At 75.6% G+C, this 12,217-nt stretch carries 11 protein-coding genes; 3 read left to right on the top strand and 8 right to left on the bottom strand.

Annotated elements, in window-relative coordinates:
• Positions 1–31: 31 nt before the first annotated feature.
• From E8D34_RS06355 to E8D34_RS06335, 5 genes are all read right to left on the bottom strand, one after another.
• Positions 32–994, bottom strand: coding sequence for a formylglycine-generating enzyme family protein (locus E8D34_RS06355; RefSeq protein WP_206056584.1), 963 nt, complete (start codon positions 992–994; stop codon positions 32–34).
• Entirely contained in the window at positions 991–2,019 is a 1,029-nt protein-coding gene (locus tag E8D34_RS06350; RefSeq protein WP_136593777.1) for an SIS domain-containing protein, read from the bottom strand. The genes E8D34_RS06355 and E8D34_RS06350 overlap by 4 nt, the downstream gene beginning before the upstream one ends.
• Positions 2,020–2,041: 22 nt before the next feature.
• On the bottom strand, positions 2,042–2,254 hold the full coding sequence (locus tag E8D34_RS06345; protein ID WP_240771168.1) for a Trm112 family protein: 213 nt from the start codon (positions 2,252–2,254) through the stop codon (positions 2,042–2,044).
• Positions 2,251–3,627 carry a phosphomannomutase/phosphoglucomutase gene (locus E8D34_RS06340; RefSeq protein WP_136593776.1) on the bottom strand — a complete coding sequence of 459 codons (1,377 nt, stop codon included), beginning with the start codon at positions 3,625–3,627 and terminating at the stop codon, positions 2,251–2,253. The genes E8D34_RS06345 and E8D34_RS06340 overlap by 4 nt, the downstream gene beginning before the upstream one ends.
• An 88-nt stretch (positions 3,628–3,715) precedes the next feature.
• A complete protein-coding gene (locus tag E8D34_RS06335) occupies positions 3,716–4,063 on the bottom strand; it encodes a DUF3499 domain-containing protein (RefSeq protein WP_136594034.1) in 348 nt (115 codons plus the stop codon).
• Between the two features lie 58 nt (positions 4,064–4,121).
• Here E8D34_RS06335 and E8D34_RS06330 point away from each other — a divergent pair, with 58 nt between their 5' ends.
• Positions 4,122–4,613, top strand: coding sequence for a metallopeptidase family protein (locus E8D34_RS06330; protein ID WP_240771167.1), 492 nt, complete (start codon positions 4,122–4,124; stop codon positions 4,611–4,613).
• A 626-nt stretch (positions 4,614–5,239) separates the two neighbouring features.
• Here the strand turns inward: E8D34_RS06330 and E8D34_RS06325 are convergent.
• The 3 genes from E8D34_RS06325 to E8D34_RS06315 all read right to left on the bottom strand — a co-directional run bounded on the left by E8D34_RS06325 (position 5,240) and on the right by E8D34_RS06315 (position 10,035).
• Positions 5,240–6,751, bottom strand: a complete 1,512-nt coding sequence (locus tag E8D34_RS06325) for a DUF5719 family protein (protein ID WP_136593775.1) — start codon at positions 6,749–6,751, stop codon at positions 5,240–5,242.
• The gene (locus tag E8D34_RS06320; RefSeq protein ID WP_136593774.1) at positions 6,748–9,681 is read right to left on the bottom strand and encodes a glycosyltransferase; all 2,934 of its coding nucleotides are present in this window, start codon (positions 9,679–9,681) and stop codon (positions 6,748–6,750) included. The genes E8D34_RS06325 and E8D34_RS06320 overlap by 4 nt, the downstream gene beginning before the upstream one ends.
• A gap of 99 nt (positions 9,682–9,780) precedes the next feature.
• The gene (locus E8D34_RS06315; RefSeq protein WP_136593773.1) at positions 9,781–10,035 is read right to left on the bottom strand and encodes a WhiB family transcriptional regulator; all 255 of its coding nucleotides are present in this window, start codon (positions 10,033–10,035) and stop codon (positions 9,781–9,783) included.
• Between the two features lie 187 nt (positions 10,036–10,222).
• Here E8D34_RS06315 and cofD point away from each other — a divergent pair, with 187 nt between their 5' ends.
• Entirely contained in the window at positions 10,223–11,239 is a 1,017-nt protein-coding gene (cofD, locus tag E8D34_RS06310; RefSeq protein ID WP_136593772.1) for a 2-phospho-L-lactate transferase, read from the top strand.
• Positions 11,236–12,204, top strand: coding sequence for a coenzyme F420-0:L-glutamate ligase (gene cofE, locus E8D34_RS06305; RefSeq protein ID WP_206056583.1), 969 nt, complete (start codon positions 11,236–11,238; stop codon positions 12,202–12,204). Before cofD ends, cofE begins: the two co-directional genes overlap by 4 nt.
• Positions 12,205–12,217 lie beyond the last annotated feature (13 nt).

The raw sequence follows: 12,217 nt of genomic DNA, 5'->3' as shown, positions 1-12,217 counted from the left end.
CGTCGCTCCCCCGCCGCGTCAGCCGACCACCTCAGCCGGCGACGCGGAAGCCCAGGTTGCCGGTGGTGCTGTCGGGGGTGTTGGAGCTGCGCGCGTCGACCCGGTAGCGCCAGCAGTAGCTGTCGTGGCACAGGTAGGAGCCGCCCCTCATCACCTTGGCGCCAGCCGGGGTCGGCCCGGCGGGGCCGGTCGGGTCGGTGGTCGGCGAGACGCCGTACCAGCCCGGGTCGAACCAGTCCGAGCACCACTCCCACACGTTCCCGGTGACCTCGTGGAGGCCGTAGCCGTTGGCCGGGTACGAGCCGACCGGACAGGTCCCGACGAAGCCGTCCTCCCCGGTGTCGTGGCCCGGGAAGGTGCCCTGGAAGACGTTCATCCGGTGCACGCCACCGGGCTCGCGCTCGTCGCCCCAGGGGTAGTGGTGGTCGCCGGCGAGCCCGCCGCGGGCGGCGGCCTCCCACTCGGCCTCCGTGGGCAGCCGGGTCCCGCTCCAGGCGCAGAACGCCGTCGCGTCCTCCCAGCTGACGTGGACCACCGGGTGCTCCTCGCGCCCGGCGAGGTCGCTCCACGGGCCCTCCGGCGCCCGCCAGCTCGCCCCCTCGACGAGCCGCCACCACGGCGCCGCGGCGACCGCCTGGGTGGGCGGGGCGTCGTCGGGCAGCAGGCCGGCGAAGACGAACGAGTCGCCGAACCGCTCGGCCGTGGTGACGTGACCGGTCTCGTCGACGAACCGGGCGAACCAGGCGTTCGTGACCGCGTACGGCGAGATCGCGAACGCCGAGACCTGCACCGGGTGCGCGGGGCCCTCGCCGTCGTCGGCATAGCCGCGGGGGTCGTCGGTGCCCATCGTGAACCGCTGGGCGGGGATCGGCACCAGCGTGGCGCGCAGCTCGGCCCCGGCCTCCCCGCGCGCCCCGGCGCCGAGGGTGATCGGGACCGGGCCCGCGGCCGGCCGGTCAGGCTCGCGGGCGGGGCCGCAGCAGGCCTCGCTCACCCCTCGACCAGGCCCAGACGCAGGTACTCGGCGGCGTAGGTGCCGTGCAGCAGCAGCGACGCGTAGCGCGCCACCTCGCCCTCGGCCTCGGCCTCGACGTACTCGACCCGCACCTGGTGCTCGGCCGCGGCCTGCTCCAGCGAGCGGCGCTGCGCCAGCGCGACCGGGTCGTCGGCGCCGTCGTCGAGGATCACCAGGGCCGGGCGCCGGTCGCCACCGGCGGGGTCGGCGAAGGGGTCGGCGAACACGTTGCGCGGCCGGGTCGCCTCGAGCACCGGCAGCAGGTGCTCGGCGTCGCCCGCGAGCGCCGCCCGCCCGGAGGTACGACGGATCGACTCCGCCACCCGTCGTGCCGCCCGGGCCGCCAGCGCCGATCCGCCCCACACGACCGGGTCGGCGTCGCCCAGGGCGATCGCCAGCATCTTCGCCGGGTTGATCGAGATGTCGCGGTTCGGCGAGCACGCGATGGCGACCTCGTCCAGCGCCTCGGCGACGGCGTCCGGGGTCGCGACCGGGCCGAGCGCCACCTGGTGCAGGAACGAGAGCACCGTGACCGCGGTCGCGAGCTGGTCGCGGGTCGAGGTCGGCAGGATGGTGGTCCAGCGGCCGGTGGCGTGCTCGGCGACCCGGGAGTCCGGAGGGCAGGCCACGACCACCTGGCACCCCCGACGCGCCGCCTCGGCGACCGCCGACGCGGCGCCGACGTCCGACCCGTCGGGTGCCAGCACCACGACCAGGTCGAGGCTGCCCGCCCAACCGGGCAGGGAGGGGTTCGGCCAGGCGACGAACGGCACCGGGCAGAACGGCTCGAGCACCGCCCGCAGCAGCCGGGAGTCGGGACCGCCGGCGATCACCGCCCGGGGGCGGCTGTCCGCGGCCCGGGCGACCGCCTCGGCGATCGCGTCGGCCGCGCCGGAGACCTCGCGCCGGACGCGCGACCCGGACTCGGCCAGGTAGCGGAGCCGGAGGTCGGCGGAGGCGAGGGCGGTCTCGCCGTCCAGCCGGGACTCGTCGAACCAAGTCATCGTGGCTCCCGGGGTCCGAGCCTCAGGCGGGCTTGCGGGCTTCGTCGACCAGCAGCACGGGGATGCCGTCGCGGACCGGGTAGGCCAGGCCGCAGCCGCCGCAGACCAGCTCCGCCCCCGCCTGCGCGTCGTCCGCGATCGGCGTGACCGCGAGCTCGCCGTGGCAGGCGGGGCAGACGATGATCGCCAGCAGCTCCGGGGCGATGCCGGCGTCGGCGCCGTTCGGGGCGCTCACTTGCCGCTCCGGATGATCTCGAGCACGTCGTCACGGACCGTGGCCATGGTGGCTTCGTCCTTCCCTTCGGCATTGAGCCGCAGCAGCGGCTCGGTGTTGGAGGCGCGCACGTTGAACGCCCAGTCGGCATGGCTGACGCTGAGGCCGTCGAGGTGGTCGACGACCACACCGTCGGCTCCGGCGTACCGCTCCTCGAGAGCCGCGAGCACCGCGGCCTGGTCGGCGACGGTGGAGTTGATCTCACCGCTGAGCGGGTACCGCTCGTAGGCCGCCATCAGCTCCGAGAGCGGCCGGTCGGTCTCGGCGAGCGCGGCGAGCGCGTGCAGCGCTGCGAGCATCCCGGAGTCGGCGCGCCAGAAGTCGCGGAAGTAGAAGTGGCCGCTGTGCTCGCCGCCGAAGATCGCCTCGGTCTCGGCCATCGTGGCCTTGATGAAGGAGTGGCCGACCCGGGTCCGCACCGGGACGCCGCCGAGCTCGCCGACGATCTCGGGCACGGCGCGGGAGGTGATCAGGTTGTGGATCACCGTGGCGCCCGGCTCCTTGGCCAGCTCGCGGGAGGCGATCAGCGCGGTCAGCGTGGACGGGGAGACCGCGCGGCCACGCTCGTCGACGATGAAGCAGCGGTCGGCGTCGCCGTCGAAGGCAAGGCCGATGTCGGCCCGCTCGGCGACCACCCGCCGCTGCAGGTCGACCAGGTTCTCCGGCTCGATCGGGTTGGCCTCGTGGTTCGGGAAGGTGCCGTCGAGCTCGAAGTACATCGGCACCAGGTCCACCTGGCCCTCCAGGCGCCCGAAGACGGCGGGCGCGGTGTGTCCGGCCATGCCGTTGCCCGCGTCCACGACCACCTTGAGCCGGCGGCCGCGGACCGGAGCCAGGGAGAGCAGGTGCGCGGCGTAGGCCTGCAGCACGTCGTGGGAGCCGATCGAGCCGGTGCTGCCGGCGCGCACCGAGGCGCCCGCGGCCACCCGGTCGCGGATCGCGGCCAGCCCGGAGTCCATCCCGACGGGCTGGGCCAGCTCCCGGCACATCTTGATGCCGTTGTACTGCGCGGGGTTGTGGCTCGCGGTGAACATCGCGCCCGGCAGCCCCAGGTGCCCGGAGGCGAAGTAGAGCTGGTCCGTGGAGGCGAGCCCGATCATGGTGACGTCGGCGCCGGCCTCGGTGGCTCCGTCGGCGAAGGCGCCGGCCAGACCCGGGGAGCTGGGGCGCATGTCGTAGCCGACGACGAGTGCGGAGGCGCCGAGCTCGGCGACGAACGCCATCCCGGTCGCGTACGCCAGGCTCTCATCGAGCTGGTCGGGCACCGTCCCGCGCACGTCGTAGGCCTTGAAGACGGCGGCGAGGTTCTCCGATGAGGTGGTCGGGGAGGGCATGCCCCGGACCCTAGTGCACCGCCCCGGCGCCGTGCGGGGCGACCGCCCGGTCGGCTCGCGCCGGCCCGCTCCGCCCGGCGGTCGGACGCTACTCCGAGGTCAGCACGCGCAGGTGCCCGCGGCGCGCGACCTCGCGGCCGGTCTCCCGCGGCGGCTCCACCGGGGGCGCCGGTCGCGCCGCCTCGCGGACCGCGTCCGCCAGCGCCAGCAGGTCGTCCTCGCTCGGCCCCGGCTGGGCGTTGCCCAGCGCGAGCCGGACCACCTCCCAGCCGCGCGGGGCGGAGAGTCGCTCGCTGTGGAACGCGCACAGGTCGTAGGCGTGCGGCTCGGCGTACGTCGAGATCGGCCCGAGCACCGCGGTCTGGTCCGCGTAGACATAGGTCAGCGTGGCGGCCGCAGGACGCGCGCACGCCGTGCGGGAACAACGCCGGGCCATACTCACGTCGCAGACGGTACCTCTCCCCTCGCCCTCGCGCCCGCTAGGCTCGCGGATCATGGAGAACTCGGGCTGGGCGACGGGCCCCTCGACGGGCTCCTCGCCGGACTCCTCGCCGGGCGCCCGGCGACGCAGCCGCGACCGGCGCGGCCGGGGCATGCGCGGCCCGGCCGTGCTCCCCTCCGAGCTCGCGCCGGAGCCGCCGCTGCCGCGCAGCCGGCGCGAGCAGTTCGACCGGATCGTGCTCGACATCGTGACCGAGATCGATGACCGCTGGGCCGACCGGCTCGGCGTGGTCGAGTACGCCGTCGAGGACTCCCCCGAGCTGCCCGACGACTGGGGCACCGGCCGGGTGCCGCTCTCGTCGCTGATCCGCGGCACCGGCGCCGAGCCGACGCGACTGGTGATCTTCCGCCGCCCGATCGAGCACCGGGCCCCCGACCGGGCCGACCTGGAGGCCCTGGTGCTGACGGTCGTGGTGGAGCAGGTCGCCGAGCTGCTCGGCATCCCGGCCGCCGAGGTCGACCCGCGCTACACCGACGAGGACTGACGACCCGTCGACCCGTCGACCCGTCGAGATGCGGCGAAGGTCGATGGCCGACGCGGTGTCCGACAGCTCGCGTGTTCGGCAGCTCGCGGTGTCCGGCAGCTCGCGGTGTCCGGCAGCTCGCGGTGTCCGACAGCGCAGGGCGGACGGCGTCCCGCTCGCCGACCGGCATCCGGGGGCCTGGGCTGGCCTGTAACACGCTGTTGCACGCGGTGGTCGGTCGTTGAGGGTGCTTCGAGCCCGTTGGAACGGGCTGGAAGCAGCGCGAACGGCCGGGCAGAGCCCGCAACGGCGTGTTACATGAGCCCTCCGCACGGCGGCGCAGACCCGGAGACGGGTCGTGTGCCCCACACACCGCCCTAGCGGGTTCTCAGGCACACGACCCACCTAACGCGCCCGCGCGAGCACACCCCGCAAGCCGAACCTCCATCGGCGGGCGCCCCGCTGATCGACGCCGCTGACGGCGCCGACACGCACGTCGTCCCGCTGGCCCCGTCCGGTGAGACTCCCGGGACCGGTGCGGCCGACGGCACCAGTGCCAGATCCTGGCGACCACACCTGTCCCGATCGGTTCGCCGTCCGCACGGGGAGCCCGTCAGCCGTCGCCGCGTCGTGACAGGCCCGACGGGTCAGCGGGGCGCGACGGAGGGCACGTCGGCGCGCACCCCGGACGGGCGCACCGGCACGACCGCCGTACCGCCGTTGCTGGTCACCACGAGCGACGCGGCCACCGGCGTGCTGCCGGAGACCAGCGTGAGCGCGGCGGTCCCCTCGGGCAGGTCCAGCGTGGCGCCGCGATCCGCGGCGACCTCGACCCGGGCGTCCTCGCCCAGCACGGTGCCGCGGCTGTCGTAGGCCCGGACCTGGACCACGCCGGGGCGCCGGGCCCCACCGAGCACCAACCGTGCGTCGCCCTCGGGGACCACGACCGCGGCCGGGGCCCGGAGCAGCTCCGCGCCGCCGACGGCGGCGAGGTCGCCCCGGACCAGCGAGCGGACCGTCGACAGCAGCGGACCGCTGCCCTCGACCACGAGGCCGATCATCCCCTCCTCGGCCTTCTCGGAGACCAGGGAGCGCAGCGGGACCCGGACCTGGCTCTGCGGCGGCACCACCACGTCGTCGCTGTCGCTGGGGGTGAAGACCGCCTCGGCGGTCATCACGCGGACGGTGGCGCGCACCTCGTCGTCGCCGGGGTTGGCGACGTACAGGTACTTCTGCACCCCGCCGGGCGCGACCCCGAGCAGCAGGTTCTCGGCGGAGGCGCGCGGCTGCGCGGGCAGCGTGTCGGTGGACGGCTGGCCCGCCCCGAGGGGATCCCAGCTGTGCTCGACCGTCATCGACACCCGGCCCCGGCTCACCGAGAGGTGCGCGGCGACGTCGATCCGGCGGGGCGCCTCGGCGGCGAGGTCGACGCGCAGCACCTGGTGGCCCTGGATCGTGACGCCCCGACCGGCATCCTCCTCGATCGGGCCCGACGGGCCGATCAGGGTGACGTCGACGACCGCGTTGCTGTCGTCCGGGTTGACCAGCGTGAGCACCGAGCCGTTGCGCGCGGTCGCGCCGAGGCCGAGGAACCACTCGTCGTACGCCGGCGCGCGGCACGGCGCGGCGACGGACGGCTCGCGGCGGCCGGCGACCAGGCCGGGCGCCGCCTCGCCCTGCGCCTCGAGGGTCACCACGCCGCTGGCGCGGGGGACCTCGACCGGCGCCTGGTCCGGGACCTCGATCGTCGACTCCCGACGGAGCTCCGTGCGCCCGGACCTGACGGTGACCTCCCCGCCGGCGACCTCGGGGACCCGCAGCGCCAGCACCTCGGCATCGCCCGCGGCCACCGGCGGCGGGCAGACCAGCGTGCTGTCGGTGAGCTCGGAGCCGGCCGGCGGCCGGACGGACGGCACGGGGTCGGCCTCCGCGCCGATCACCGCGACGCTGGCGAGCACCACGGCCGGCAGCGCGACCGCGAGGCCGACCAGCAGGTCGATGCGGCGCCCACCGCCGCCGGCCCGACGCCCGGTCGGCGCGGGCTCCTCGGCACGGGCGGCGCGACGCCCACCCGCCGGCGGGGTCGACGGGGTCGACTCGGCGGCCGGGCCGGCGGTCTCGGTCGGCTCGCCGTCGCGGGGGGTCTGGGGCTCGCTCACGAACGGCTCCTTCGGACGGTGGGCAGGGCCCAGACGACGAGTACCGGGATGGCGACCAGCTGCAGCACCAGCAGCACGATCCGGGGCCACGACCGCGGCCCCTCCACGCTGTCGGCGGGCGGCGGGTCGACGACCTCCCAGGCGGCAGTGGCGCGGTCGGCCGAGCTGGCCCGTTCCAGGCCCCCGGTGGCGTCGAGCCGGGCGGCGATGTCGCCGTCGACCGGGGCCGGCAGCACCAGGTAGGCCACGCCGCGACCGCGCAGCTCCTCGACCGCGGTCGGCGAGGGCGCCGTCACCAGCGCGGTGATCGTCTCGGTGACCTCGGGGTCCTCGGGGGTGAGGGCGATGATCTCGTCCTCCCCCACGGTCGGCCCGTCGCCGCGGACCGTCTCGTAGGTGAGGCCGTCGGCGATGCTGCCGCGCAGCACCAGGATGCCGTTCTGGTCGGCCTCCTCCGCCCGCTGCTGCATGTAGACGGGGATCCCGGTCTCGGGCCGGGCCTCGAGCTGGTCGGCACCGTCCACGGCGAACCACACCAGGCCGCCGATGGGGGCCACGACGGCGACCAGGGCACCGACGGCCAGGCCGCCGCGCAGGGCGCGGCCGAGCATCGAGCGGTCCCCGGGGCGCAGGGCCGCACGGATCCCGACCCCGCCGACCACGACCGCGGTCACGAAGCTGCCGTGCAGCAGCAGCAGCACCGGCCCGAGGCCCGGCTGCTGCTGGTCGACCCCCGGGAGGTCGATCATGGTGACCGCGAGCGGGATCGCCACCACCGCGGCGACCGCCGCCACGAGCCAGCACAGCAGCGCGGCCACCCGGCTCGCTCGCGGAACCAGCGCGATAGCGGCCAGTACCGGGAGGATCAGGCCGATCCACAACGGGGCGCCCGACTCGCCGAACCGGCCGGCGAGCAGCTCGCCGCCACCGGTCGCCGGCGTCGGCCAGCGCCCGATCTCCAGGAACAGCGCGGTCCCGGCACCGTGCCACAGCGCCGGCAGCCACCAGGGGGCCAGCACCACCACCGGCACGGCCAGGCCTGCCAGCGGCGGGCCCCACACGGAGCGGTCACGGATCGCGGCGCGGACCAGCAGCGCGGCCGCGCCGAGCACCACCGCGGCGAGGGCGGCGAAGAGCCACCACATCACCGGCATCACCGCGACCAGCAGGGCGAGGATGAGGCCGGCACGCCAGGCGGCCCGCCAGCGGCGGGACGGCTCGGGGTCGGCGAAGCCGAGGGCGGCGTGGGCCATCCAGGGGAGCAGCGTGGCGCCGACCAGGACGCCCCAGCGTCCGCTCCCCCAGGCGCCGGCGGCCAGCGGGACCACGGCGTAGGTCACCGATCCCCAGACCAGCAGCCAGCGGGGCGCGCCGGCGGGCGTGAGCAGGCGGGCCAGCACCCGGAGGAAGCGCCAGGCGCCCCAGACCGCCAGCGGCGCGGCGGTGATCAGGAGCAGGGACATCGTCCAACCGGGGCCGAGCGCAGAGCCGAGGACCGCCAGCGGCAGGACGTAGCCGCCGGCCGGTACGGCGGACCCGAAGCCCAGCGCGTGCCAGCTCTCCAGGTGCAGCGACCACCAGGTGCCGCGGTCGCTCGGCGCGGGCGAGAGCGCGCCGCCGGAGATGTCGCCGAACGCGCCGCGGGCTCCGACCAGCAGCACCAGCACCACCAGGGCGAGCACCACCGCGACCGGGTCGGTGAAGAAGCGGACCACCCAGCCGGAGTCCTCGAAGTCGTCCTCGTCGTCCGCGGTCGGGCGGCGGACCGGTGCGGCGGCGGGGTCCTTCTCCGCCGCCGCGGCCCGCCGGCGCTCGGCGACGTCGGCGGCCTGGTTGGTGGCGGCGGCCAGCAGGTCGCCGAAGAAGTCCAGGCCGTGGCGGTAGGGCACCCACCAGGGCGCCAGCAGCCGGCGCACCCGTTCGGTGTCGGGACCCGCGCCGCCGCGCGCGGCGGCGTACTGCTGGGCCCGGTGGCGCCGCGCCGCGTGGATCAGGCCCGGACGGGAGGCCATCGCGACCACCGCGGCCAGCTCGTCCAGCGCCTCGCCCACCGAGCGGACGACCAGGAAGCCGAGCGTGCGCAGCAGCGACCCCAGCACGATCCGGACCAGCTGGAACGGGAGCGCGAACGGCCGCACGTTGGCCAGCAGCGTGAAGATCGCGGCGCGGCGCTCCTGGAAGTGCGTGTGCCGTCCGGTCAGCGGCGTGCGGCGGACGCCGCGGTGCGCGGCCTCGGCGTGGAAGACGACGGCCGAGGGCACCACCAGCGTGGTCCGGCCGCTGGCGGCGGCGCGCCAGCCGAGGTCCAGGTCGTTGCCGAACATCGGCAGCTGCGGGTCGAAGCCGTCGAGGGCCTCCAGGGCCAGGCGGCGGGCCAGCAGGCCGGCGCTGTTGACCGCGAGCACCTCGCGCACCTCGCCGTGCTGGCCCTGGTCGTACTCGCCCCGCTCCAGGCCGGTCTCGCGGCGGCCGGTGCCGCTGATGGTGACGCCGACCTCCAGGAGGCGACGCAGGGACGGCCACTCACGCAGCTTCGGGCCGAGGAAGTCCGCCTCGGGGCGCTCCGCGGCCGCCGCCAGGAGGGCGGCGAGCGCGGTCGGCTCGGGGCGCGAGTCGTCGTGGAGCAGCCAGACCCACTCCGGCTCCTCGCCGCGCTCGGCCAGCTCGATCAGGCCACGGTTGATCGCCTCGGGGTAGCTGGTCCCCGACCCGGTGCGCAGCACCGTGACCGGGACGCCGCGGTCCCGCAGGCGGCTCTCGACGAGGTCGGCGCTGCCGTCCTTGGAGCCGGTGTCGACGGCCACCACGCCGGCGACGGAGACCGTCTGGTCTGCGATCCCGTCGAGGACCGCGGGTAGCCAGGTCGCGCCGTCGTGGCTGACCAGTAGGACGGTGACCCTCGGGTCACCCTGCTCGATCGGCGCTGCCACGACCGGTCACCCTACGTGCGTTCGGGTGACCGGTCGAACCAGCGCCGCCGTCACGAGCGACGGTGGCAGCGCGCGCCGGAGACTGCTGAACAGCAGGCTCTAGACCGCGCGCTTCTTCAGCTTCCGGCGCTCGCGCTCGGACAGCCCACCCCAGATGCCGAATCGCTCGTCGTTGGACAGTGCAGCCTCGAGGCACTCGATCCGAACCTCGCAGGTCTGGCAGACCTTCTTGGCCTCCCGCGTCGAACCACCCTTCTCAGGGAAGAACGCCTCGGGGTCAGTCTGCGCGCACAGTGCGCGCTCCTGCCAGCCCAGCTCTTCGGACTCCGCCTCGACCAGGAAGAGTTCCCTCACCTTTCCGCCCCTTTCGACCCCCGTGCCCCGTCGCGGTCACCGACCGGCTGCCTTGCCGACCGTTTCCCCGTCCCGCGAACGACGCTAATGGAATTACACGCATGTCATACACCGAGAGTCAAGCCTCCGTCTGGTATTTGCAACCCCCCGTCGAACCCGCATCACCGGACCGGCAGAGTTGTCCTCCATGAAGAAGCTGACCGTCCTGTCCGGCGGCATGGGAGGCGCGAAGTTCCTGCAGGGACTCCTGCACGGAATCGCGACCGGGCGACTGCCCGGCGTCTCCCCCGACGCCCAGGTGAGCGTGATCGCCAACAACGGCGACGACTGGTGGGTCCACGGCCTCAAGGTCTGTCCGGACCTCGACACCGTGATGTACACGCTCGGCGAGGGTATCGACCCGGTCCGCGGCTGGGGACGGCGGGAGGAGACCTGGAGCGCCAAGGAGGAGCTGGCCGCCTACGGCGTCGAGCCGACCTGGTTCGGACTGGGCGACCGCGACATCGCCACCCACCTGGTGCGGACCCAGATGCTGGAGGCCGGCTACCCGCTCTCCGCCGTCACCGAGGCGCTCTGCCGGCGCTGGCTCGCGCCGCGGTACGGCGACCGGCTCCGCCTGCTGCCGATGACCGACGACCGGGTCGAGACCCACGTCGCCGTCGACGACGAGGCCTCCCCCAGCGGGCTGCGCGTGGTCCACTTCCAGGAGTACTGGGTGCGCCTGCGCGCGGCCCAGCCGGCCCGCACGGTGGCCATGGTCGGGCTGGAGTCGGCCCGGCCGGCGCCCGGCGTGCTCGAGGCGATCGGCGAGGCCGACGTGGTGATCCTGCCGCCGTCCAACCCGGTGGTCTCGGTCGGCACCATCCTCGGTGTCCCCGGCGTCCGGGACGCGGTCCGCGCCACCGACGCCCGCGTGGTCGGCCTCTCCCCCATCGTCGGCGACCGACACGTGCGCGGCATGGCCGAGCAGATGCTCACGTCGATCGGCGTCGAGGTCAGCGCGGCCGGCGTCGGACTGCACTACGGCCCCCGGACCGCGGGCGGCGTCCTGGACGGCTGGCTGGTCGACGAGCGCGACCGGGCCCAGGTCGCGCGCGTGGAGGAGGGCGGCCTGGCCTGCGCCGCCGCGCCGCTGATGATGACCGACCACGACGCCACGGCGGCGATGGCCGCCGCCGCCCTCGACCTGGTCACCGGCCGGTGAGCTCCGAAGCCCCGGCGCGCGTCTCGGTCCACGCCCCCGACGGCGTCCCCGAGGTACGGGCCGGCGACGACCTCGCCGCGCTCCTGCTGCCGCTGCTCGACCTCGCCGACGGCGACATCCTGGTCGTCACCAGCAAGGTGGTCAGCAAGGCCGAGGGCCGGGTGGTCACCGGCGACCGGGAGGAGTGGATCGACGCCGAGACAGAGCGGCAGGTGGCCGTGCGCGGGGCCACCCGGATCGTGCGCAACCGACTCGGGCTGACCATGGCCGCCGCCGGCGTCGACGCCTCCAACGTGACCGCCGGGGCCGTCGTACTGCTGCCGGTGGACCCGGACGCCTCCGCTCGGCGCCTGCGCGAGGCCGTGGCCGAGCGCACCGGCCGCAACGTGGGGGTGATCGTCACCGACACGGCCGGCCGCCCCTGGCGGGAGGGACAGACCGACATCGCGATCGGCGCGGCCGGCGTGGTCGTCCTGGAGTCGTTCGCCGGCCGGACCGACGAGCACGGCAACGAGCTCGCGGTGACCGCCCCCGCCGTCGCCGACCAGGTCGCCGGCGCCGCCGAGCTGGCCCAGGGCAAGCTCGCCGCCCGCCCCTGTGCCGTCCTGCGCGGCCGCGCCGACCTCGTGCTGGGGCCGGGCGAGCACGGCCCGGGCGCGGGCGCGCTGATCCGGCCCGACGGCGGCGACATGTTCGGCTTCGGCGCCCGGGAGGCCGTGGTGGCCGCGGTGGCCGGGCGCCCCGAGGACAGGCGCCCGTTCGGCGCGCCGGCCGCGGCCGGCGACCTCGCCGCGGCGCTGGCCCGGACCGGGAACCCGGCCACGATCGTGGCCGAGGACGACGTGCGCTGCGCCGCCGGCTCCCCGGCGGCGGTCGCGATCGTGGCCTTCGCCCACGGATGGATGGTCGACGAGCCGGGGCCCGAGGGGCGAGGCGGTCTCCGGATCCGACCGGCCACTCCGTAGACTTCGCGCCGAC

It is taken from the genome of Nocardioides sp. GY 10113, assembly GCF_004919105.1.
Classification (GTDB): Bacteria; Actinomycetota; Actinomycetes; order Propionibacteriales; family Nocardioidaceae; genus Nocardioides.
This window is presented reverse-complemented; position numbering and strand designations above follow the sequence as displayed.

What these genes read in the sequence shown, in the direction of transcription:
- cofD (WP_136593772.1), top strand. Translation starts at nt 10,223, where the DNA reads ATGAAGAAGCTGACCGTCCTGTCCGGCGGCATGGGAGGCGCGAAGTTC.
- E8D34_RS06350 (WP_136593777.1), bottom strand. Translation starts at nt 2,019, where the DNA reads ATGACTTGGTTCGACGAGTCCCGGCTGGACGGCGAGACCGCCCTCGCC.
- E8D34_RS06330 (WP_240771167.1), top strand. Translation starts at nt 4,122, where the DNA reads ATGGAGAACTCGGGCTGGGCGACGGGCCCCTCGACGGGCTCCTCGCCG.
- E8D34_RS06335 (WP_136594034.1), bottom strand. Translation starts at nt 4,063, where the DNA reads ATGGCCCGGCGTTGTTCCCGCACGGCGTGCGCGCGTCCTGCGGCCGCC.
- E8D34_RS06340 (WP_136593776.1), bottom strand. Translation starts at nt 3,627, where the DNA reads ATGCCCTCCCCGACCACCTCATCGGAGAACCTCGCCGCCGTCTTCAAG.